We start from the raw sequence: 21549 nt of genomic DNA, 5'->3' as shown, positions 1-21549 counted from the left end.
ATGTTTGAGGCTATCAGACAGGTCGGCCGGGAGATCAAATCCTGCGGCGGCATCAAAGCGAAAATCGCGGTTCTGCTTTATCGTCTGGCGACGCTCTATCGCAGCCGTAATCCTCTGTGGAAGATCTGCGGGATCCCCTTCGTTATTCTCAATATCGTGATTAACGAGTGTTTATTTTGCATTGAGCTGCCGTGGCGAGCGCACATTGGCTATGGGCTGAAGCTGTATCATCCGCACTGCATCGTGATAAACCGGGGAACGGTCATTGGCCAGAACTGCACCCTGCGCCAGGGCGTCACCATTGGCAGCGTGACCGATAGTCAGGGCCGGGAAGGCGCTAGCCCGCGAATTGGCGATAACGTGGAATTTGGCGCCCACGCCGTGGTGATTGGCGCGGTCACGCTAGGGGACAATGTCAAAGTCGGCGCGGGCACGGTGGTGACCAAAGATCTGGCCGCAGGCATGATTGCCGTCGGTCAGCCATACCGGGTACTAAACGGCGATTAGCGTAGGTTTGTCTGGGGACAAAACCCACGCTGATAGAAAAGCGGGTTTTAAAGCGGGATGGCAAAAATGGCCGGAACTTAGGCCCTCAGCTTAACCGGCTCGCTAAAATCATCGGCGGGCTCCAGCTTAAGGTTAAACGTTGCCAATAGTGCTTCGGCTCGTTGGTGAAAATCGCGTAGCGTCTTTTCGAGCTTTTCAGTGACTTCAGGATCATCAATCGCGACCGGACGCCAGTCGCCTTCTTTATCGAACAATCCAAACTGATAGCTATAGGTGAAGCGCGAAGCCTGCGCTTCCATCTCCATCCACCATCCCCAGAACTCGCGTTTTTCAGGCGCTGGTTTTACGTTGACGCAAACTGCCAGGCAATCGAAAAAGAAGCGGTTGTCTTCACATTGCTCCTCACGGATGTAAGGGCCAAGCGCCGTGAATTTCTTAATCAGCTTACTCTTCAGGTGTCCACTCGGTAACGTCATTGCGATCTCCTTTAGTGATGCTATGACGTTACCAAATCAATAGAATTTAGCAATATATTAACTAAATCTATGGCTAATCCAGCGGGCGATCTGCCGCAGAGCGTGATCGAAATTACGGTAGACCGGATTGAACGGGATCTCCAACAGCTTGCCGTCGGAGGAGGATGAAGTGATTAAACGCGACTCCTCTTCCGGACTGAACGGATCGTCCTTCCAGAAACCGGAGAGCATCGGCGTAGGGCAGCGACGCCCCAGCAGGCCCTGAACCTTGAGGGAATAGCGGTTAAGCTCAACCCGCAGCGCGTCGTCGGAAGCGTCATGCATCCCCAGCCGCGAAGCCAGAACATCAAGATACATCTCCGGCACCCGCCCCTGATGCAGCGGGTCCACTAACAGGCCGTGTACCACCGGCCCCAGGCAGGCCACCGCCTTCAGGCGCTGGGACTCAAGATAGCCCAGCCGGACGGCGATGTTCGCGCCGAAGCGGAAGCCAAAGGCGGCCACGCGGGTATGATCGACCCAGGGCACATTAGCCAGATGCTGCAGCACATACTGGTGCAGCAGACTGGTATCCTGGGTCAGCTTGCATTTTGAGGAAAAACCGATGGAAGGCATATCCACGGTCAGCATAGCGATACCCAACGGCGCAAAATAGTTTTCATACAGGTTGTAATAATCGGTCTGTAGCGCGTCAAGCCCGCCGCACATCAGCACCGTCGGGAACGGCCCATCGCCTGGCGGCATATGCAGGAAACCGGTGATCGGCGCAGCGCCAGGGATGGAGAACTCCAGCTCTCGCAGCTTGCCGGGCAAGCGCTGGGCGGCTTCTTCATAAGCCCGGTAAGCCAGCACCTGCGCCTGTTCCGCCAGCTCATCGCCCTTGATGTGCGGATAGGCAGCAATGCTGTAAAGGTTTGCCGCATGGAGCCAGTGACGACCGCTTACCAGAAGATTCTCTTCCTGACCGGCCTTCTGCTGCCAGTCCATCGCCTGTTTGGCCCATTCAAAGATCCAGTTGCCGCCGCGATAGCCGACGACCGTATCGTAAAGCTCTGGATCGGTTCGCTCGGCATCGCTCATGACGATGCGCGCCTGCACATCGAGGATTTCCTGCGGCGTCACGCCACGCCAGATCCACATCAGACGGTTAATCAATCGATACCAGTGATCAACGTGATTACCGCTGAGCGCAGACTGGATCGGTTGCTGCGCTCCGGTATTAAACCGACGCACCAGCGTGGAGGTTTCCGGATGTTTGAATCGGGGTTTAAACAGCGTTTCGCTAAGGTTAGCCTGGGACATGTGCAGCCTCCATCATGTTGCCACTGAAGCTATTGTAACCTGCGCAAGGGTAAAAAAAACCACGCCCGGCAAAACCGGGCGTGGTAATTAGCATTTATGCGGGAAATTAACGGCCTGCGATAGGCGGTACGAACACCACGCCCATATCCCACGGCTGTTCAATCCAGGTATCCTGGGGAATATCAACGACATAATCATCAACCAGTGGGCGACCTGCCGGTTTTGCGAAGATAGTGACAAAATGTGCTTTCGGATACATTTCGCGGATGGCTACGGCGGTACCGCCGGTGTCGACGAGGTCATCGATCACGATAAAGCCTTCGCCATCGCCTTCCGCACGTTTCAGCACAGTCAGTTCACGCTGATTATCGTGGTCATAGCTTGAGATGCAAACGGTATCAACATGACGAATACCCAGTTCACGCGCCAGTAGTGCTCCCGGTACCAGACCGCCGCGGCTAACGGCAATAATGCCTTTCCACTGTTCAACCGGCAGCAGGCGAGTTGCCAGCTTGCGGGCGTGAATCTGCAACATGTCCCAGGTGACGACGTATTTTTCGCTCATGTGAAGTGTCCCAGCCTGTGTAATACGGCTTAAATAATGTTCGAGGGGGAAAATGGTTGCGCGAGATTATAGAGATCTGACGCGCTAAAAACCAGCGTTAAGCGGCCACCGCGACTCTTTTTACGTGGTTTACACTACCAGAGTACACGGAAAGTGGTATTCTCAACCCCATCGCGCAAGCCCGGGCTTGTAGTGTATTTGATTGCTAACCCCTCGATCTGCAAACGACTTTTGCAGGTGATTGTAAGGAGACTTATCGTGTCTGAACTGTCTCAATTATCCCCTCAGCCGCTGTGGGATATTTTTGCCAAAATCTGCTCTATTCCTCACCCCTCCTATCACGAAGAACAGCTCGCTGAGCACATTATGGGCTGGGCAAAAGAAAAAGGCTTACACGCGGAACGCGACCAGGTTGGCAACATTCTGATTCGTAAAGGCGCGACTGCCGGTATGGAAAACCGTAAACCGGTGGTGCTGCAGGCGCACCTTGATATGGTGCCGCAGAAAAACAACGATACCGTTCACGACTTCGCTAAGGACCCGATTCAGCCGTACATCGACGGCGAGTGGGTCAAAGCGCGCGGCACCACCCTGGGCGCCGACAACGGTATCGGCATGGCTTCCGCGCTGGCGGTGCTGGCTGACGATAACGTCGTTCACGGCCCGCTGGAAGTGCTGCTGACCATGACGGAAGAAGCCGGTATGGACGGCGCGTTTGGCCTGCAGGCCAACTGGCTGCAGGCGGACATCCTGATCAACACCGACTCCGAAGAAGAAGGTGAGATTTACATGGGCTGCGCCGGTGGGATCGACTTCACCTCTGACCTCGCGCTGACCCGTGAAACCGTTCCGGCCGGTTTCCAGAGCTTTAAGTTGACCCTTAAAGGACTCAAAGGCGGCCACTCCGGCGGCGAGATCCACGTCGGTTTAGGTAATGCCAACAAGCTGCTGGCACGCTTCCTCGCAGGCCATGCTGAAGAGCTGGATCTGCGCCTGGTCGATTTCAACGGCGGCACCCTGCGCAACGCTATCCCCCGTGAGGCGTTCGCCACAGTCGCCGTGGCCGCGAACAAAGCGGATACGTTGAAAGCGCTGGCTAATGAGTACCTGACGATCCTGAAAAACGAGCTGGCGGCCAAAGAGAAAAATCTAACAGTACTGCTGGAATCGGCTGCGAACGACCAGCCTGCGCTAACGTCCCAATCTCGTGATACCTTTGTACGCCTGCTTAACGCCACGCCGAACGGCGTCATCCGCAACTCTGATGTGGCAAAAGGCGTGGTAGAAACCTCGCTGAACGTCGGTGTGGTGACCATGACCAGCGATAACGTGCAGATTCACTGCCTGATTCGCTCCCTGATCGACAGCGGTAAAGATTATGTCGTCAGCATGCTGGATTCTCTGGGCAAGCTGGCCGGCGCGAAAACCGAAGCGAAAGGCGCCTATCCAGGCTGGCAGCCGGACGCCAGCTCGCCGGTGATGCATCTGGTGCGTGAAACCTATCAGCGTCTGTTCAACAAGACGCCGAACATCCAGATTATCCACGCGGGCCTGGAGTGCGGTCTGTTCAAAAAACCGTATCCGGACCTGGACATGGTTTCTATCGGGCCAACCATTACCGGCCCCCACTCCCCGGACGAGCAGGTTCACATTGAAAGCGTTGGCCAGTACTGGACGCTGCTGACCGAGCTGCTGAAATCCATTCCGGCGAAGTAAGACAGCACAGGCCCACTCCCCAGAGAGTGGGCCTTTTCTTTATAACGACTCGCTCATTAACGCCCGCTAAACGTCCGCAGCGGATTACCGCGTTCAATTTGATGATGGAACATTCGCCGTTCAGACTTCAACACCGCGCCGTCATTCTGCCGCTGCTGTTCCAGCTTCCACGCAATCAGCAGGCGCGCCAGCCTTTTATTGGCATGCTGACTCCGTTCCGACTGCACCTTGACGCTAATCCCGCTTGCCAGGTGCGTGGCGCGTACCGCTGAGTCGGTCTTATTGACGTGCTGCCCGCCGGGTCCGGAAGCGCGCAGCGTTTCAAAGCGGATCTCTTCGGACTGCTTTTGTTCATCGCAAGAAAAACGCCCTACGCCGACATACCAGTTTTTACGTCCGTGATGCGGCCTGAATGGGCTGGGAAAAATCCATTGCAGCGTGCCGCACCAGCGTTCACTTAAGGCAAACGCATTGTCGCCATCAAGAGAAAGCAGAGCGGAGCGGAGCGTGCCAGAATGCCGACCTGGCTCGCTTTCCAGCAGAGTAATGGAAACCCTCTGCTCTGCCGCTTCTTTTATGAGTCGATCCAACGAGAGTTTCACCGCCAGGCAGCACTCATCCGGCCCCTGAGCGGAAGAGAGTTGTAATAACATCATGCGCCTTTCCCTCCGCTGGTTTTGAGCGTCAGCAGCGGACGCAGGCGGGCGATCGGTTCAACCAGTCCGGCCTGCACCAGACAGTTAAATACGCTTTCCACAGATTTGTACGCCTGCGGCGCCTCCTCGTAGATCAGCTGACGATCGCGACAGATCACCCGGCTTCCCAGTTCAGTACGGGCCAGCTGTGCCGCACTGTATTTACCAGATAAGCGCCCTTTGCAATCAGTACGCATCCATTTACGCCCGGCGCCGTGAGCGAGCGAATTCAGCGTTTCTTCGCTGACCACGGGGTGAACCAGCCAGCTGTGGTCGCCGCGAGAGCCCGGAATAATCACCAGGCTGCGGTCGTCCGGCGTCGCCCCTTTGCGATGCAGCCAACCCTGCCGTCCGTTAACAGAACGGGCCTCGACAAAGTTATGCGCGACGTCCAGCACATTCTGTCCGTCAGCTCGTACCTGTTGCAGAATGCGGGTAGCGATCAGCTGCCGATTCACGCGGGCAAAAGCCAGCGCATCTTGATGTTCCGCCAGGTAATCCTGAGCCGCAGCACTGTCTTCCGCCAGACCATCGTGAGAAAAAGCCGTGATATGGCGTTGCAGGATAGACTGTCCCAGGCCGCGCGACCCGCTGTGCACCAGCAGCAGCAGATGCTGAGCATCCAGACCGGCCTGCTGAAGACGCTGGCGATCGATGACCCGATCCACCTGCTGCAGTTCAGCGAAGTGGTTACCGCCGCCAATAGAGCCCAGCGCGCTGCGCCAGGGATGGGTTAGCAGATTCTCCGCCAGATGTTCATCCAGCCAGCGTTCTTCCGCTGCGTCATCCATGGCTGACAGCTTCTTCTCAAACCTATCCGCATTATATTTTCGCGCGAGGATATCCGTTTGCCATAGCGCCATGCCGCAGCCGATATCGTTACCCACCAGTGCCGGGTAGAGATGACCGAGCGAAAAGAAGGCCGCGCCGATTGGGTAGCCGCGCCCGGGATGTAAATCAGGCATCCCTACCACGCGCTGCATGTGAGGTAACTTTGCCGTCGTGTGTAATTGCTGGATCGCTAAATCTTCGATCCACAGATCGTCTGAACTAATATAAGAAATACCTTCAGACGTATAATGAACATTATTGCCCATATACCAATCCATATAAAAAATAAATAAAGGATGTGGCAGACGTTACCAGGGCAAAAAGAGAGTTATTCCTGGGAAGGCCTGCAAAGTATGTTCTGGAAATCTGTATTCATGGTGAACCTCCTTTGCAGTCAATAAATAAGTGAAAGTGCGCGTATAGTAATCAGGCGTTATATCTATTGCAAGCCGATTTGCCGCCGCATCAAATAATTAAGAAATCGTTCACCGCGCGCCGTCACTTCCTGTGGCTGAATAACCGTGAAGCCGTGACGCGCAAAAAAGGGCTTTGCCGTAATACTGGCCTCTACCGTGTAAACGCGCTCAGGAAGCTGCCTCAATAGCGTATTGAGCAGCGCGCTGGCGACGCCCTGGCGGCTATGGTCGGGAGAGACAAACAGTAAATCGATATAGTCATCCACGGCGGTAATAAACCCGACCGGCGAGGCATCATTTATTGCCACCAGTACGCATGATGCCGCTAGTTTTTGCCGCCAGTGGGCTTCATCAACCTGAGCCCAGGCGGCAATCTGCCGGGGAGAATAATCGGCGCTGGCCGTCTCTTTAATCGCCCGTAAAAAAATCACGCATAGCGCGGCAAAATCATGCTCTTCATACGGTCTTATTTTCAGCATTGTTATAACCCCAGAACCAATTGTCGCTCCAGTTGCGGATCGAGCAGCGTCACGTGCAGCCCCACCAGCCTGACTCCCCGACCTCCGCGCCGCTCGTTCCAGGCTTTATGGGCAGTGGTGATCAAATCATCTTTATTCAATCGGGGCCAGACATGCTCCTGGGTGGTGAGCTGGAAATCATTAAACTTGAGCTTGACCCCCTGCCGGGCGATCAGCAAATCCGGTTTAACCTTCACCAGGCGCCGTTCCAGCTCCGGATAGAGGTTCTCAATAATCGACTCACACTCCGCCCATTCATGGATATCCTCTATCAGGGTTCGCTCAACGCCCACCGATTTGCGCTGGCGCTCGCTGCTGATTTCTCGTTCATCAATCCCCTGGCTGCGCTCCCATAGTATCCGCCCGAATTTACCAAAGCGTTTGAGCAACATTGCCAGATCGCTGTTTTGTACATCTTCACAGGTCCTCAGCCCCATGCTTTCCAGCTTCGCGGCGGAAACCTTGCCGACGCCCGGGATCTTCGCTAGCGGCAACGTTTTGACAAACTCCGCGACCTGATGCGGCGCAATCACAAACTGGCCGTTGGGTTTATTCAGGTCCGAGGCGATTTTTGCGAGAAATTTTACCGGCGCAATGCCTGCGGAGGCGGTCAAATTTAGCTCACGATGGATGGTCTCGCGGATCTCCTGCGCCATCAGCGTCGCTGACCCCTGACAATGAACGCTGTCGCTAACGTCGAGATATGCTTCGTCCAGCGATAAAGGCTCGATTAGCGAGGTATAGCGGGAAAAAATCTCCCGGATATGGTTCGACGCCTCTTTATATGCATCAAAGCGGCCGGGAAGCAGCGTCAGGTGAGGACAAAGCTTGAGCGCTGTGGCGGTGGGCATGGCGCTACGCACGCCGAATTTACGCGCCGGATAGTTGGCCGTACTGATCACACCGCGCTGCACCCGGCTACCGCCAATGGCGATAGGGATGTCGCGCAGTGCCGGGTTGTCCCGCATCTCCACCGCCGCGAAGAAGCAGTCCATATCAACGTGGATGATCTTACGCATAGCCAAACCTTAGACTGTACATGCGTACAGTATAGCAAAAGTCGGCGAAATTTAATCTTTTTAAAACCCTCGCCATAAAAAACATGCTACAACATAAAAATGCAACAAATATGATTTATTTTTCATATAGTTACATTAATGAATAAGGTGAATGCAATCATGAAATCAATACTTACTGCGCTTGGTTTGCTTATTGCCAGCAGCGCCTGCGCTGCGCCGCAGCTCATTGCTCATCGGGGAGGCACCGGCGATGCGCCGGAAAACACCCTTCCTGCGATAAAACTGGCGCTGGAGAATAAGGCCGAGGCGATTTGGATAACGGTACAATTAAGCCAGGATGGCGTTCCGGTCTTATATCGCCCAAGCGATTTATCCGCCCTGACTGACCATACCGGGAAGATCTCAAGCTTTAGCGCTGCCGAACTGGCCCGCATGGACGCGGGATGGAAATGGGGCGGTGAAACTCACCCCTGGCGCGGTAAAAATGCAACCATTCCAACGCTGCAATCAGTGCTGGAGCAATGGCCACAGACCTTCTTTTACATCGATATTAAATCGCCTGATGCCGACCCGGCAATTATGGCTTCGCGTCTTAGTGAAGTATTGCAAACGACCCATAGCCTCTCGCGCGTGCGGGTTTATTCCACCGAAGACCGCTATATCGCGGCGCTACCAGAATCTATTCCCCATTTCGTCAGCCGGGGCGAAACGCGAACGAAACTGGCTAAGATTTCCCTTAGCCACCAGTGCCAGCCAACCACACAGCCGGGCGATGACTACTGGTACGGTCTGGAGCTGAAACGCAAGGTAGAAATCGTGGAGAAGTTCACCCTCGGCGAAGGCGTGTCGCCTGCAACCCTCACCTGGGATAAAGAAGCAATGGACTGTTTCCGCTCTCAGGGCAAAGCCCATGTTGTCTTCTTCGGCATTAATAGTGCCGATGATTTTCGTAAGGCAAGCGAACTGGGCGCCGATGGCGTGATGGTAGACTCGCCGGCGAAAGCGAAAACCTGGTAAATCGTAAATGGCCGCGATAAGGCGGCCTGCTGTTTAAATGATGCGATCCCGTTTGCGCTGCGCTTCGCGAGCCATGCGTTTTTTACGCGCATCGCAGGGCTCAGGACAGTCGCAGACCTTTTCCATACCCAGCGATGAGATCCCGCCGCAGCTGCCCTGAAGCGTTTTGCGCTTGACCAGATAACCAAGCGACATTCCCAGGATAACCAGCGCGAAAATCACGAAGGTCGCGACAAATACTGTCAGCATCATCAGCCTCCAAAGTCGTCCAGCATGATGTTTTCATCCTCAACGCCGAGATCTTTAAGCATTTTGATGACCGCGGCGTTCATCACCGGCGGACCGCACATGTAAAACTCACAATCTTCCGGCGCCGGGTGATCGCGCAGATAGTTTTCATACAGGACGTTATGAATAAAGCCAGTATGGCCGGTCCAGTTATCTTCCGGCTGCGGATCGGAGAGCGCCACGTGGAAGGTGAAGTTCGGGTTTTCCCGCGCAAGCTGTTCAAACTCATCATCATAGAACATTTCTCGCAGAGACCGCGCACCGTACCAGAAGCTGATTTTACGTGTACTGTGTAGCCGCTTAAGCTGGTCGAAAATATGCGAGCGCATCGGTGCCATCCCTGCCCCGCCGCCGATAAACACCATCTCCGCCTGCGTTTCTTTGGCAAAGAACTCCCCAAACGGCCCGGAGATCGTCACTTTATCACCAGGCTTCAGCGACCAGATATACGAGGACATAATCCCCGGCGGCGCATCAGGCACCTGCGGCGGCGGCGTGGCAATACGCACGTTGAGCATGATGATACCCTTCTCTTCCGGATAGTTAGCCATGGAGTAGGCGCGCAACGTTGGTTCTTTCACGTCGGAGACATAGCGGAAAAGGTTAAATTTATCCCAGTCGCCGCGATACTCGTCCGGAACGTCAAAATCGGCATAGGCAACCTTGTGTGAGGGGCATTCGATCTGAATATATCCACCGGCGCGGAACGGAACCGCGTCACCGTCCGGCACGCGCAGCTTCAGCTCCTTGATAAAAGTGGCTTTGTTATCATTCGAGATAACTTCACACTCCCACTTCTTAACGCCAAAAATCTCCTCCGGCAGCTCAATTTTCATGTTCTGCTTCACCGCGACCTGGCAGGCCAGACGGCAGCCCTCTCTCGCCTCACGCTTGGTGATATGAGAGAGTTCGGTAGGCAGAATATCACCGCCGCCCTCTTTCACCGTCACCCGGCACTGGCCACAGGAGCCGCCGCCGCCGCAGGCCGACGAAACGAAGATTCCGTTGCTGGAGAGCGTATTCAGCAGCTTGTCACCGGCCGGAGTACGAATTTGTTTATCCGCTTCGTTATTGATTTCAATGACCACGTCGCCCGCATTCACTAATTTCGAACGCGCGACAAGTATCAGCCCCGATAGCACCAGGACGATCAGCGTGAACATCACTACGCCAAGAATTATTTCCATACTTTCCGCCCTTATAGCTGCACACCGGAGAATGACATAAAGCCCAGCGCCATCAGACCCGTGGTAATAAAGGTGATCCCTAACCCGCGCAGACCCGCGGGCACGTTTGCGTATTTCATTTTTTCACGGATACCCGCCAACGCCACAATTGCCAGCAGCCAGCCGATGCCGGAACCTAAGCCGTAAACGATCGACTCGCTTAAGTTATAGTCACGCTGCACCATGAAGGAGACACCGCCAAAAATCGCACAGTTGACGGCAATGAGCGGCAGGAAGATCCCCAGCGCGTTATAGAGCGTCGGGAAGTACTTATCGAGGATCATCTCCAGGATCTGAACCAGCGCGGCAATAACGCCAATGAAGGTAATAAAGTTCAGAAAGCTCAGATCAACGCCTTCCACCAGCGCGCCGTCGCGCAGCACCAGGTTATACACCAGGTTATTGATCGGCACCGCCAGCCCAAGTACGACCGTTACCGCAACGCCGAGTCCGAAAGCGGTCGAGACCTTTTTCGATACCGCGAGGAAAGTACACATCCCAAGAAAGAAGGCCAGCGCCATATTTTCAACAAATACGGCGCGGACAAAAAGGCTAATATAATGAGCCATAATCGGTTACTCCTTTTCCTGTTGTTCAGGCTTCCAGCTGCGCACCGCCCAAATCAACAAACCGATAATGAAGAACGCACTGGGCGCCAGAAGAAACAGACCATTTGGCTGGTACCAGCCGCCGTTCTGCACCGTTTCCAGCACGGTAATACCGAATAGCTTACCACTGCCGATCAGCTCTCTCAGGAAACCGACAATGATTAGGATCGCCCCGTATCCCAGACCGTTGCCAATACCGTCCATAAAGCTCGCCAACGGCGGCGACTTCATGGCATAGGCTTCGGCGCGCCCCATCACGATACAGTTAGTGATGATCAAACCGACAAAAACCGAAAGCTGTTTCGAAATCTCATAGGCAAACGCGCGTAGCACCTGATCGACGACGATAACCAACGAAGCGATAATCGCCATCTGTACAATGATGCGCACGCTATTCGGAATGTGGTGGCGAATCATGGAGATAAACATGCTGGAGAATGCCGTAACCAGCGTCACCGCGATGGTCATTACAAAAGCGGTCTCCAGCTTGGTGGTCACCGCCAGCGCGGAGCAGACGCCCAGAACCTGCAGAGTGATAGGGTTATTAGCGATAAGCGGCCCCACCAGCACGCGCTTCATTTCTTTCATGTCGCCCAAATCAGCCATTATTCAGCTCCCCTTCTCGCACCTTTTGCAGGAATGGGCCAAAGCCGAGTTTGCCCATCCAGAAATCAAAGCTATGTTGCACGCCGTTTGACGTCAGCGTTGCACCCGACAGGCCATCAACGGCGTGCAGGTCGCCAGGACGCGCGCCGCCTTTGACGATTCTCAGCGCAGGCATCCCTTTATCATCAAGCACTTGTTTACCAACGAACTGCTGGCGCCAGTTGGGGTTTTCAATTTCCCCGCCCAGCCCCGGCGTCTCACCGTGTTCGTAATAGGTGATCCCTTTGACCGTGCGGCCATCGGTTTCCAGCGCAACAAAAGCGTACATCACCGACCACAGGCCGTTACCGTAAATCGGCAGTACGACTTCCTGAATCTGCTGCTTTTCATCGCGCACCAGGTAAATTTCGGCAATATTACTGCGGCGTTTGATACCGGCAGGATCCTGACTCGCCTCCAGCTGTAAGCTCTGCTGAGGGTCTTTCAGGGCCTGGGCTTGATTAAACTTGCCCGGATCTTTATCCAGCAGCTCACCGCTGGCTAAATCGACTAAACGCGGAGAGATATGGGCCTTAAAAATGTCAGCCACTTCATCTGCGCTCATTCCCTGCTTCATCAGACCGGCAACCGCCAGGATATTGCGCTGTTTATCGAGAGCGCGCTGCTCCTGCTGGCGCGATTTTAGCCCCACGGCAGAACCGGCGACCACAATTGAGCAGACCAGACAAAGCACCAGCACCACCAGCAGCGTTTTGCCGATGCTATCGTTACTTTTATTCTCAGCCACGCGATTTCCTCCGCTTAATATTGGCCCGCACCACCAGGTAATCAAACAGCGGCGCGAAGAGGTTGGCGAAGAGGATCGCCAGCATCATCCCTTCCGGATAGGCCGGGTTGACCACGCGAATCAGGACGCACATCACACCGATCAGCAGGCCGTAGCTCCATTTACCTTTATCCGTAAACGACGCGGACACCGGGTCCGTCGCCATAAACATCATGCCGAAGGCAAAACCGCCGAGCACCAGATGCCAGTACCATGGCATGGCAAACATCGGGTTGGTATCAGAGCCTATAAAGTTAAACAGCGTCGCGGTGGCCACCATACCGATGAAAACCCCTGCGACAATGCGCCACGAGGCCACGCGACCAAAAATGATGATGGCGCCGCCGATGAGAATCATTAGCGTCGAGACTTCGCCAATCGACCCCGGTATATTGCCGAGGAAGGCGTCCATCCAGCTTACCGGCTGACCGGTAGAGACGTTAACCAGCGATTCACCGCCGCCGCTTGCCCACTGAGATAACGGCGTCGCGCCGGAGAAACCATCCGCCGCAGTCCACACCAGGTCGCCGGAAATTTGCGCCGGCCAGGCAAAGAATAAAAACGCGCGCCCCGCCAGCGCCGGGTTGAGAAAGTTACGCCCGGTTCCGCCAAAAATCTCCTTGGCCATGACGACGCCAAAGGTGATCCCGAACGCGGCCTGCCATAGCGGCAGCGATGGAGGCACAATCAGCGCGAACAGAATTGACGTCACGAAGAAGCCTTCGTTTATTTCGTGCTTGCGCACGATAGCAAACAAGACTTCCCAGAACCCGCCGACAAGAAACACGGTGATGTAGATAGGCAGGAAAAATACCGCCCCCAGGGTCATCATACTGAGCCAACCGGCGTCAGCGGTGAAGTTCACCCCCAACCACTGCGCGATGCTGTAGTGCCAGTTCCCGGCGATAACCTGCTGCAGCTGCTCAGCACCGTATAATTTATGCAGTGCCGGAATAGTCTGCAGGCCAACGTTATACATACCCCAAAACATCGCTGGGAAAACGGCAAACCACACCAGAATCATCATCCGCTTGAGATCGATGGCGTCTCTGACGTGCGCCGCGCCGCGCGTGACCTGCCCGGGGGTGTAGAACAGCGTCGCCGTCGCTTCAAACAGCGGATAGTATTTTTCCAGCTTGCCGCCGTGCGTAAAGTGCGGCTCAATTTTGTCAAACAGTTTCTTTAAGCCCATCACTTATCCTTCCTGCTCTATCTGGGTTAACACGCTGCGCAATGCCGGGCCATATTCGTACTTGCCGGGACATACGTAGGTGCAAAGCGCCAGGTCTTCTTCATCCAGTTCCAGGCAGCCCAGTGCCTGCGCGCTGTCAGTATCCCCCGCCAGCAAATCACGCAGCAGCATGGTGGGCAGAATATCCAGCGGCATCACTCGCTCATAGTTGCCAATCGGCACCATAGCCCGCTCACCGCCGTTGGTATCCGTCGAGAAATTAAATAGCTTACGCTTCATGAAATGGCCGAGCGTGGTGCGGGTAATGGAAAATTTATCTTTCCCGGGCATTACCCAGCCGAACAGCTCTTTCTCACGCCCTTCTTTTACGACGCTTATCTGTAAATGAAAGCGGCCAAGAAAAGCATGGGGCCCTTGAGCATGCGTTCCGCTGAGGACTGAACCAGAAATAACGCGGTTTTCATCATCCAGAAGTTCATCTGCCAGCAGTTCATCAAGGCTGGCGCCAGAGCAGGTCTTTAATAAACGAGGCTCTTTCACCTGCGGGCCGCCGAGCGCAACGATGCGTTCGCTAGACAACTCCCCTTCAAGGAACAATTTGCCAACGGCGATAACGTCCTGATAGTTAAGATGCCAGACCTGCTTTTTCAGGCTAACCGGCTCGAGAAAATGGATGTGGGTCCCGACCAGCCCGGCCGGATGCGGCCCGGCAAACTGGTTGAAGGTCACCTGGCCTACGGGATGCCCGCCAAGCTTGCCACCGCTGGCCTGGCAGACGTGGACCTTACCGTCGGTCAACCGCGTCAACAGGGTTAAGCCCGCGTCAAAAGCCTCGCGCTGGGCCAGAATGATTGGCTGAGGGTCTGCCGCCAGTGGATTTGTATCTATGGCGGTGACAAATATGGCCGCTGGAACGCTGGCTGGCGCGGGTATTTTGCTGAAAGGGCGGGTGCGAAACGCCGTCCACATCCCTGACTCCATCAGTTGCTGCTGCACGGCCTCGCGCGTCAACGCGGCAAGATCGGCTAATTCATAGCGGGGAAAATGAACGGCATCATCGCCATCTACGTCAATAACGACCGATTGCAGTACCCGCCGTTCGCCGCGATGAATGGCGCTGATGGTTCCACTAGCAGGGGCAGTAAATCGCACGCCAGAATTTCTTTTATCTTCAAACAGAAGTTGACCTTTTTGTACCCGGTCTCCTTCACGCACCGCCATCGAAGGGCGCATACCGATGTACTCTTCACCCAACAGCGCAACGCGCTTGACCGCAGTCTTCGAAGAAATCTGCTGTGATGGCATGCCAGCTATGGGCAAATTCAGCCCTTTCGTGATTTTAATCATATCGTTAGCAGGTATCCGTTACGTAAACCCCGGCATCAGACCGAGGCCAGCATAATTAATGGAAAATAAGAGGAAGAAAGGAACATCGTAGTCCTGATAATTCACAAGACGGGAGAGAAGCATCCTTTCTTACCCTGAGTATTTAGCGGAGCAAGTGTAACATTTCGTGAGCAGCGCCTGTAGACAAACTGCCATTAAGTCGTTCTAAAATGCGAGCTATTACGCAAAGTTCTGACTGCGCTTTACCTGAATATTCGCTATAACGGAAAACTAAAACGTAAACGTGGCACATCGTGCTTGCGAAAAAATGCCGTGATGCTAATGTGAGCGCTCTAAAACCAGAAAACTCTGATTTCGGGTCTCTCTTGCCGTCCTGGCAATGTGGTTATTTGTTTTATCAAGGAACAAGTAGTATGCGCAAAATCGCATTATTTATTGCGATGCTTCTGTTGCCGTGCGTTTCATTCGCAGGGCTACTTAGCAGTAACAGCTCGACAACACCGATGAGCAAAGAGTATAAACAGCAGCTCATGGGTTCGCCGGTCTACATTGAGATCTTCAAAGAAGAGCGCATGCTCGATCTTTACGTCAAGATGGGCGAAACATACCAGCTTCTCGACAGCTACCGGATCTGTAACTACTCCGGCGGGCTCGGTCCAAAGCAGCGCCAGGGCGATTTCAAGAGCCCCGAAGGTTTCTATAACGTTTCCCGCAATCAGCTAAAACCCGACAGCCGTTTCTACAAAGCGATCAATATCGGTTTCCCGAACGCTTACGATCGCGCGCATGGATATGAAGGGAAGTATCTGATGATTCACGGTGCCTGCGTATCCGTTGGCTGTTACGCCATGACCGATACCGGTATTGATGAAATCTTCCAGTTCGTCACCGGCGCGTTAGTCTTCGGCCAACCCAACGTTCAGGTGAGTATTTATCCTTTCCGCATGACCGATGCCAACATGGCGCGTCACAAATATTCCTACTTCGCGGATTTCTGGCAGCAGCTTAAACCCGGGTACGACTACTTCCGGCAGACGCATAAGCCGCCGGTGGTTTCGGTAGCCGATGGCCGCTACGTGGTGAGCAAACCGCTCAGCCACGAAGTTGTGCAGCCGCAGCTCGCGTCAAACTACTCGGTCCCCGAGGCAAAATAACGCCCACTCGCCTGGCATAATTTTATTCCAGGTTTCGTTGCCGGTCAGCGGCTGAGTGGCGATAACGGAGACCACATCATTCGGTGTGGTCTCGCGTTGAAAATCAATTTCTACATCCTGATCCAGCAGCGTCGCTACGCCAAACGGTGCCCGTCGCGTAATCCAGTATAAATTCGTCGAGCAGAACGCCATCACGTAGCGTCCATCGGAGAGCAGCATGTTAAATACGCCTTTTTCACGCAGCTCTCCGGCAAGCGTGGCGATAAAGCTGAATACCTCCACCATATCGCCCGGCATTTCCGGATAGCGCTCGGTGATGCTGTGCAGCAGCCAGCAAAACGCTTTTTCGCTATCGGTTTCCCCAATGGGATGCAGGTTGCCCGTCACGAGATTCTCATACCCTTCCAGTTGACCATTATGGGCATAGGTCCAGTTGCGTCCCCATAGCTCCCGGGTAAAGGGGTGAGTATTTTCCAGCGCAACGATACCCCGGTTGGCCTGGCGAATATGGGCAATGACCGAGCAGGACTTGATAGGATATTCCTGCACCAGCTTGGCTATGGGCGACTGAAAGCTAGGCTGCGGATCTTTAAATGTGCGACAGCCCTTACCTTCATAAAAAGTAATGCCCCAGCCGTCTTTATGCGGCCCGGTTCCGCCACCGCGCTGCACCAGCCCGGTAAAGCTGAAACAAATATCAGTTGGCACATTCGCGCTCATCCCGAGCAGTTCGCACATAGATCACCTCATACAACTTACTGAAACATAAAAGGCGTTATTGGTGCAGTCAGTTTGGACACGGCCAGCGCGCAGAAACCGGAGCGTACTTCATGTACGTGAGGATGATTCGCTACGCTCCCCCTTCGGCCCGCCCTGAAGGGCGTTCAAAACTCGGTGAGTTTTGTCTGAGCACTGCCCGGGTTCAAAATGGCTAACAAACTAATCTTTTAAGCTTTAACCATCTCTTTTTCGATCAACATAATCAGAATATGAATCACTTTAATATGAATTTCCTGAATGCGGTCGGCGTAGCCAAAATGCGGTACGCGAATTTCGACATCCGCCGATCCCGCCATTTTACCGCCATCTTTTCCGGTCAGAGTAATCACTTTCATCCCTTGGGCGCGAGCGGCTTCGATCGCTTTGATTACGTTACCGGAGTTACCCGAAGTGGAGATCCCCAGTAATACGTCGCCTGCACGACCCACTGATTCTACGTAGCGAGAGAAAACATATTCATATCCGAAATCATTGCTGACGCAAGAGAGATGGCTCACGTCTGAAATCGCAATTGCCGGATAGCCTGGGCGGTTTTCACGATAGCGCCCGGTCAGTTCTTCCGCAAAATGCATCGCATCGCAGTGCGAACCGCCGTTACCGCAGGAAAGGACTTTGCCGCCAGCTTTAAAGCTATCCGCCAGCAGCACCGCAGCACGCTGAATCGCGTGAATGTTGGCTTCGTCCTGCAGAAAGTTAGCCAGCGTTTCAGCGGCTTCATTCAGTTCGTTACGAATAAGATCCTGGTACATGAGGATAATCCTTCAGTATTTGTGGGATAACCCAGGCAGTTTACCGGATAGCCGACGCAGCGAGAAGCAGCACGCGATGCAATCCCCTGTGCTTTTGATTTTATGTGCCGCATTTCCGTACAACAATGTGAGCAAGGTTGTAATTATTTTGTAAACACATTGCTAAAACAAATTACATCCACTACAACCATATCATCACAAGTGGTCAGACCTCCTACAAGACAGGGAGCATTTCTCTATGATGATTTTGAGTATTGTTGCAACCGTTGCTTTACTCGGTGCGCTCTTCTATCACCGAATCAATCTGCTGCTCAGCAGCGCAATTTTACTTGTCTGGACCGCCGCGCTCGGCGCTGCGGGGCTGTGGAATATCTGGCTGCTCATTCCGCTGGCGATCGTTTTACTGCCGTTCAACCTTGCGCCGATGCGTAAATCCATGATTTCAGTCCCGGCCTTCCGCGCTTTCCGTAAGGTCATGCCGCCGATGTCGCGCACCGAGAAAGAAGCGATTGACGCTGGCACAACCTGGTGGGAAGGCGATCTGTTTCGTGGCAACCCCGACTGGCAGAAACTGCACAACTATCCGCAGCCGCGCCTCACCGCTGAAGAACAAGCCTTTATTGACGGTCCGGTCGAAGAAGCCTGCCGTATGGCGAACGACTTCGAAATTACCCACGAGATGGCCGATCTGCCGCCGGAGCTGTGGGCCTATCTGAAAGAGCATCGCTTCTTCGCGATGATCATTAAGAAAGAGTACGGCGGACTGGAATTCTCCGCTTACGCGCAGGCTCGCGTCCTGCAAAAGCTGTCGGGCGTCTCCGGGATCCTGGCGATTACCGTCGGCGTACCGAACTCATTAGGCCCGGGCGAGCTGCTGCAGCATTACGGCACAGAAGAACAGAAAAACCACTATTTGCCGCGCCTGGCTCGCGGTCAGGAGATTCCTTGCTTCGCACTGACCAGCCCGGAAGCGGGTTCAGATGCCGGCGCCATTCCGGATACCGGCGTCGTCTGCATGGGCGAATGGCAGGGCCAGCAGGTGCTGGGAATGCGCCTGACCTGGAACAAACGCTATATCACCCTTGCGCCTATCGCCACCGTGCTGGGACTGGCGTTTAAACTCTCCGATCCAGATCGCCTGCTGGGTGGAGAAGAGGAACTGGGCATCACCTGCGCGCTCATCCCCACCAGTACCCCCGGTGTTGAAATTGGGCGTCGGCATTTCCCGCTGAACGTTCCGTTCCAGAACGGCCCGACCCAGGGGAAAGATATTTTCGTTCCTATCGATTACATTATTGGCGGCCCGTCGATGGCCGGCCAGGGCTGGCGGATGCTGGTTGAGTGTTTATCCGTGGGACGCGGCATCACCCTGCCATCAAACGCCACCGGCGGCCTGAAATCCGTCGCCATGGCTACCGGCGCCTATGCACACATTCGCCGTCAGTTCAAAATCTCTATCGGTAAAATGGAAGGGATCGAAGAACCGCTGGCGCGTATCGCAGGCAACGCCTACGTAATGGATGCCGCCGCCTCGCTGATTACCTACGGCATCATGCTTGGCGAAAAACCAGCGGTACTGTCGGCAATTGTGAAGTACCACTGTACTCACCGTGGTCAGCGCTCCATTATTGACGCAATGGATATTACCGGTGGTAAGGGCATTATGCTCGGCACCGGAAACTTCCTGGCGCGGGCCTATCAGGGCGCGCCGATCGCCATCACCGTTGAAGGGGCGAATATCCTGACCCGCAGCATGATGATCTTCGGTCAGGGAGCGATTCGCTGTCATCCGTACGTGCTGGATGAAATGGCGGCCGCGCAGAATAACGACGTTAATGCTTTCGATAAGCTGCTGTTTAAACACATCGGGCATGTGGGCAGCAATAAGGTACGCAGTTTCTGGCTGGGCCTGACCCGCGGTCTCACCAGCAGCACGCCGACTCGCGATGCCACTCGTCGTTACTATCAGCACATGAATCGCCTGAGCGCCAACCTGGCTCTGCTGTCCGATGTCTCAATGGCGGTACTGGGTGGTAGCCTGAAGCGTCGTGAAAGAATTTCTGCACGTCTGGGCGATGTACTGAGCCAGCTCTACCTGGCGTCGGCGGTCCTGAAACGCTATGACGATGAGGGGCGTAACGAAGCGGACTTACCACTGGTTCACTGGGGCGTGCAGGATGCGCTGTATCAGGCCGAACAGGCGATTGACGATCTGCTGGTCAACTTCCCGAATCGTCTGGTCGCCGGGGCGCTCCGCGTGGCTATCTTCCCGACCGGGCGTCACTACCTGGCGCCTTCAGACAAGCTGGATCATAAGGTAGCGAAAATCCTGCAGGTTCCGAGCGCGACGCGTTCCCGTATCGGCCGCGGTCAGTATCTGACGCCGAGCGAGCATAACCCGGTCGGCCTGCTGGAAGAGGCGCTGCTTGATGTTATGGCAGCAGACCCTATCCACCAGCGACTGTGCAAAGAACTGGGCAAGAATTTGTCGTTTACGCGTCTTGATGAACTGGCCGGTAATGCGCTGGCAAAAGGGTTAATCAATCAGGAAGAGGCGGACATCCTGGTCCGTGCGGAAACCAGCCGACTGCGCAGCATAAACGTCGACGATTTTGCCCCGGATGAACTGGCGACCCGCCCGGTAAAGCTGCCGGAGAAAGTGCGCAAGATCGAAGCGGCTTAAAAACGAAAAAATAAACACATCACGATCGAGGCGGGGATTTCCCCGCCTCTCTTTTTTCTGACAATTCAGCGGAAGGTATTTCCAGGGCTGTCATTCTTTTACAAAATATTCCCTGAGCCGTCCGTCGGCTGATATGGTGTTAAAGTCATTATAATTCCTCTCATCATACTGGAGTTCACCACCGTGCCCGGACTGAAAATTACCCTTTTACAACAACCGCTGGTGTGGATGGATGGTCCCGCCAACCTGCGCCATTTCGATCGTCAACTGGAAGGGATAACCGGGCGTGACCTCATTGTTTTACCCGAAATGTTTACCACCGGCTTCGCGATGGAGGCAGCAAAACAGTCGCTATCGCAAGAGGAAGTGGTTACCTGGATGGAAGCTAAAGCCGCGCAAACCAACGCGCTGATTGCCGGTAGCGCCGCGCTACAAACGGACCGCGGTCCGGTTAACCGTTTTTTGCTAGTTGAGCCCAACGGTCAAATCCATTTCTATGATAAACGACACCTGTTTCGCATGGCGGATGAACATCATCATTACGAGGCGGGTAACGAACGGGTTATTTTTGAATGGCGCGGCTGGAGAATTCTGCCGCTGGTGTGCTACGACCTGCGTTTCCCGGTGTGGTCGCGCAACCATAACGACTACGATTTAGCGCTGTACGTTGCCAACTGGCCCGCCCCACGCTCAATGCACTGGCAGTCGCTGCTTGTCGCCAGGGCTATCGAAAATCAGGCTTATGTAGCCGGGTGCAATCGCGTCGGCACCGATGGCAACGGGCACCATTATCGGGGCGATAGCCGGATAATTACCCCGCAGGGCGAGATTATCGCCACGGCTGAGCCGCATCAGGCGACCCGCCTGGACGCTGAGCTTTCGCTGACGTCGCTAAAAGAGTATCGCGAGAAGTTTCCGGCCTGGCAGGACGCGGACCCCTTCACGCTCAACTAAGGCAAGCAAACCCGGGGAGCCTGGGCTCCCTTTCTTATGCCGCAAACGCGCGTTGGGCCGGCAATAAAGCCAAA

The 21549-nt window shown here is 54.6% G+C and carries 22 protein-coding genes; 6 read left to right on the top strand and 16 right to left on the bottom strand.

The annotated features are described in order from the left end of the window. Nucleotides 1-507, top strand: a complete 507-nt coding sequence (locus tag KCG39_RS23825; protein WP_049114460.1) for a serine acetyltransferase — start codon at nucleotides 1-3, stop codon at nucleotides 505-507. A 77-nt stretch (nucleotides 508-584) separates the two neighbouring features. On the opposite strand, the gene crl is transcribed toward KCG39_RS23825, so the two are convergent. The 3 genes from crl to gpt form a co-directional block, all read right to left on the bottom strand. Continuing rightward, entirely contained in the window at nucleotides 585-983 is a 399-nt protein-coding gene (gene crl / locus KCG39_RS23820) for a sigma factor-binding protein Crl (protein ID WP_004099188.1), read from the bottom strand. 57 nt (nucleotides 984-1040) lie between these two features. Beyond that, nucleotides 1041-2285 (bottom strand): esterase FrsA, encoded by a 1245-nt coding sequence (gene frsA / locus KCG39_RS23815; protein WP_004129202.1) that lies wholly within the window; start codon nucleotides 2283-2285, stop codon nucleotides 1041-1043. Nucleotides 2286-2391: 106 nt separating this feature from the next. Further along, nucleotides 2392-2850, bottom strand: coding sequence for a xanthine phosphoribosyltransferase (gene gpt / locus KCG39_RS23810; protein ID WP_004129200.1), 459 nt, complete (start codon nucleotides 2848-2850; stop codon nucleotides 2392-2394). Between the two features lie 258 nt (nucleotides 2851-3108). Between gpt and pepD the strand changes: the two genes are divergently transcribed. Then, a complete protein-coding gene (gene pepD / locus KCG39_RS23805; protein ID WP_087828263.1) occupies nucleotides 3109-4566 on the top strand; it encodes a cytosol nonspecific dipeptidase in 1458 nt (485 codons plus the stop codon). A gap of 56 nt (nucleotides 4567-4622) precedes the next feature. Here pepD and prfH read toward each other — a convergent pair whose 3' ends face one another. The 4 genes from prfH to dinB form a co-directional block, all read right to left on the bottom strand. After that, complete coding sequence (prfH, locus tag KCG39_RS23800; protein ID WP_123828443.1) at nucleotides 4623-5222, bottom strand: peptide chain release factor H; 600 nt, start codon at nucleotides 5220-5222, stop codon at nucleotides 4623-4625. Continuing rightward, nucleotides 5219-6358, bottom strand: coding sequence for an RNA ligase RtcB family protein (locus KCG39_RS23795; RefSeq protein ID WP_142467954.1), 1140 nt, complete (start codon nucleotides 6356-6358; stop codon nucleotides 5219-5221). The genes prfH and KCG39_RS23795 overlap by 4 nt, the downstream gene beginning before the upstream one ends. A 173-nt stretch (nucleotides 6359-6531) precedes the next feature. Continuing rightward, nucleotides 6532-6984: a GNAT family N-acetyltransferase gene (locus KCG39_RS23790; RefSeq protein ID WP_406601391.1), complete on the bottom strand. Its 453-nt coding sequence runs from the start codon at nucleotides 6982-6984 to the stop codon at nucleotides 6532-6534. A gap of 5 nt (nucleotides 6985-6989) precedes the next feature. Next, nucleotides 6990-8045 (bottom strand): DNA polymerase IV, encoded by a 1056-nt coding sequence (gene dinB / locus KCG39_RS23785; protein ID WP_211811481.1) that lies wholly within the window; start codon nucleotides 8043-8045, stop codon nucleotides 6990-6992. A 159-nt stretch (nucleotides 8046-8204) separates the two neighbouring features. Between dinB and KCG39_RS23780 the strand changes: the two genes are divergently transcribed. Further along, on the top strand, nucleotides 8205-9062 hold the full coding sequence (locus KCG39_RS23780) for a glycerophosphodiester phosphodiesterase family protein (protein ID WP_142467955.1): 858 nt from the start codon (nucleotides 8205-8207) through the stop codon (nucleotides 9060-9062). 33 nt (nucleotides 9063-9095) lie between these two features. Here KCG39_RS23780 and nqrM read toward each other — a convergent pair whose 3' ends face one another. Genes nqrM through KCG39_RS23745 form a run of 7 tightly spaced genes read right to left on the bottom strand, consistent with a single transcriptional unit; the run spans nucleotide 9096 to nucleotide 15155 of the window. Then, a complete protein-coding gene (gene nqrM, locus KCG39_RS23775; RefSeq protein WP_049114465.1) occupies nucleotides 9096-9311 on the bottom strand; it encodes a (Na+)-NQR maturation NqrM in 216 nt (71 codons plus the stop codon). A gap of 2 nt (nucleotides 9312-9313) precedes the next feature. Next, nucleotides 9314-10537 (bottom strand): NADH:ubiquinone reductase (Na(+)-transporting) subunit F, encoded by a 1224-nt coding sequence (gene nqrF / locus KCG39_RS23770; RefSeq protein WP_004129183.1) that lies wholly within the window; start codon nucleotides 10535-10537, stop codon nucleotides 9314-9316. 11 nt (nucleotides 10538-10548) lie between these two features. After that, nucleotides 10549-11145: an NADH:ubiquinone reductase (Na(+)-transporting) subunit E gene (nqrE, locus tag KCG39_RS23765; RefSeq protein ID WP_004129181.1), complete on the bottom strand. Its 597-nt coding sequence runs from the start codon at nucleotides 11143-11145 to the stop codon at nucleotides 10549-10551. Nucleotides 11146-11151: 6 nt separating this feature from the next. After that, complete coding sequence (locus KCG39_RS23760) at nucleotides 11152-11790, bottom strand: NADH:ubiquinone reductase (Na(+)-transporting) subunit D (RefSeq protein ID WP_004099162.1); 639 nt, start codon at nucleotides 11788-11790, stop codon at nucleotides 11152-11154. After that, entirely contained in the window at nucleotides 11783-12577 is a 795-nt protein-coding gene (locus KCG39_RS23755) for a Na(+)-translocating NADH-quinone reductase subunit C (protein WP_004129178.1), read from the bottom strand. The genes KCG39_RS23760 and KCG39_RS23755 overlap by 8 nt, the downstream gene beginning before the upstream one ends. Then, complete coding sequence (locus KCG39_RS23750; protein ID WP_004129175.1) at nucleotides 12570-13808, bottom strand: NADH:ubiquinone reductase (Na(+)-transporting) subunit B; 1239 nt, start codon at nucleotides 13806-13808, stop codon at nucleotides 12570-12572. Before KCG39_RS23750 ends, KCG39_RS23755 begins: the two co-directional genes overlap by 8 nt. A gap of 3 nt (nucleotides 13809-13811) precedes the next feature. Further along, nucleotides 13812-15155 carry a Na(+)-translocating NADH-quinone reductase subunit A gene (locus tag KCG39_RS23745; protein ID WP_004129173.1) on the bottom strand — a complete coding sequence of 448 codons (1344 nt, stop codon included), beginning with the start codon at nucleotides 15153-15155 and terminating at the stop codon, nucleotides 13812-13814. 413 nt (nucleotides 15156-15568) lie between these two features. Between KCG39_RS23745 and dpaA the strand changes: the two genes are divergently transcribed. After that, nucleotides 15569-16309, top strand: a complete 741-nt coding sequence (gene dpaA, locus KCG39_RS23740; protein ID WP_004129169.1) for a peptidoglycan meso-diaminopimelic acid protein amidase — start codon at nucleotides 15569-15571, stop codon at nucleotides 16307-16309. Here the strand turns inward: dpaA and KCG39_RS23735 are convergent. Continuing rightward, complete coding sequence (locus KCG39_RS23735; RefSeq protein WP_004129167.1) at nucleotides 16280-17047, bottom strand: class II glutamine amidotransferase; 768 nt, start codon at nucleotides 17045-17047, stop codon at nucleotides 16280-16282. The two genes, dpaA and KCG39_RS23735, sit on opposite strands and share 30 nt — an antisense overlap. Before the next feature lie 209 nt (nucleotides 17048-17256). After that, nucleotides 17257-17838: a D-sedoheptulose 7-phosphate isomerase gene (gene lpcA, locus KCG39_RS23730; protein WP_004099149.1), complete on the bottom strand. Its 582-nt coding sequence runs from the start codon at nucleotides 17836-17838 to the stop codon at nucleotides 17257-17259. 238 nt (nucleotides 17839-18076) lie between these two features. Here lpcA and fadE point away from each other — a divergent pair, with 238 nt between their 5' ends. Both fadE and KCG39_RS23720 read left to right on the top strand, forming a co-directional pair. Further along, nucleotides 18077-20521 (top strand): acyl-CoA dehydrogenase FadE, encoded by a 2445-nt coding sequence (gene fadE / locus KCG39_RS23725; RefSeq protein WP_004129165.1) that lies wholly within the window; start codon nucleotides 18077-18079, stop codon nucleotides 20519-20521. A gap of 183 nt (nucleotides 20522-20704) precedes the next feature. Continuing rightward, the gene (locus tag KCG39_RS23720; protein WP_087828258.1) at nucleotides 20705-21475 is read left to right on the top strand and encodes an amidohydrolase; all 771 of its coding nucleotides are present in this window, start codon (nucleotides 20705-20707) and stop codon (nucleotides 21473-21475) included. Nucleotides 21476-21549 lie beyond the last annotated feature (74 nt).

Origin of the sequence: Klebsiella pasteurii (assembly GCF_018139045.1) — a bacterium.
Taxonomy (GTDB): Bacteria; Pseudomonadota; Gammaproteobacteria; order Enterobacterales; family Enterobacteriaceae; genus Klebsiella; species Klebsiella grimontii.
The sequence above is the reverse complement of the archived record's forward strand: the minus strand, read 5'-3'. Positions and strand labels throughout refer to the sequence as shown.

Excerpts from the sequence above, each read along its gene's own strand:
- KCG39_RS23825 (WP_049114460.1), top strand. The coding sequence starts at position 1 with ATGTTTGAGGCTATCAGACAGGTCGGCCGGGAGATCAAATCCTGCGGC.
- crl (WP_004099188.1), bottom strand. The coding sequence starts at position 983 with ATGACGTTACCGAGTGGACACCTGAAGAGTAAGCTGATTAAGAAATTC.
- frsA (WP_004129202.1), bottom strand. The coding sequence starts at position 2,285 with ATGTCCCAGGCTAACCTTAGCGAAACGCTGTTTAAACCCCGATTCAAA.
- gpt (WP_004129200.1), bottom strand. The coding sequence starts at position 2,850 with ATGAGCGAAAAATACGTCGTCACCTGGGACATGTTGCAGATTCACGCC.
- prfH (WP_123828443.1), bottom strand. The coding sequence starts at position 5,222 with ATGATGTTATTACAACTCTCTTCCGCTCAGGGGCCGGATGAGTGCTGC.
- KCG39_RS23795 (WP_142467954.1), bottom strand. The coding sequence starts at position 6,358 with ATGGGCAATAATGTTCATTATACGTCTGAAGGTATTTCTTATATTAGT.
- dinB (WP_211811481.1), bottom strand. The coding sequence starts at position 8,045 with ATGCGTAAGATCATCCACGTTGATATGGACTGCTTCTTCGCGGCGGTG.
- KCG39_RS23780 (WP_142467955.1), top strand. The coding sequence starts at position 8,205 with ATGAAATCAATACTTACTGCGCTTGGTTTGCTTATTGCCAGCAGCGCC.
- nqrM (WP_049114465.1), bottom strand. The coding sequence starts at position 9,311 with ATGCTGACAGTATTTGTCGCGACCTTCGTGATTTTCGCGCTGGTTATC.
- nqrF (WP_004129183.1), bottom strand. The coding sequence starts at position 10,537 with ATGGAAATAATTCTTGGCGTAGTGATGTTCACGCTGATCGTCCTGGTG.
- nqrE (WP_004129181.1), bottom strand. The coding sequence starts at position 11,145 with ATGGCTCATTATATTAGCCTTTTTGTCCGCGCCGTATTTGTTGAAAAT.
- KCG39_RS23760 (WP_004099162.1), bottom strand. The coding sequence starts at position 11,790 with ATGGCTGATTTGGGCGACATGAAAGAAATGAAGCGCGTGCTGGTGGGG.
- KCG39_RS23750 (WP_004129175.1), bottom strand. The coding sequence starts at position 13,808 with ATGGGCTTAAAGAAACTGTTTGACAAAATTGAGCCGCACTTTACGCAC.
- KCG39_RS23745 (WP_004129173.1), bottom strand. The coding sequence starts at position 15,155 with ATGATTAAAATCACGAAAGGGCTGAATTTGCCCATAGCTGGCATGCCA.
- dpaA (WP_004129169.1), top strand. The coding sequence starts at position 15,569 with ATGCGCAAAATCGCATTATTTATTGCGATGCTTCTGTTGCCGTGCGTT.
- KCG39_RS23735 (WP_004129167.1), bottom strand. The coding sequence starts at position 17,047 with ATGTGCGAACTGCTCGGGATGAGCGCGAATGTGCCAACTGATATTTGT.
- lpcA (WP_004099149.1), bottom strand. The coding sequence starts at position 17,838 with ATGTACCAGGATCTTATTCGTAACGAACTGAATGAAGCCGCTGAAACG.
- fadE (WP_004129165.1), top strand. The coding sequence starts at position 18,077 with ATGATGATTTTGAGTATTGTTGCAACCGTTGCTTTACTCGGTGCGCTC.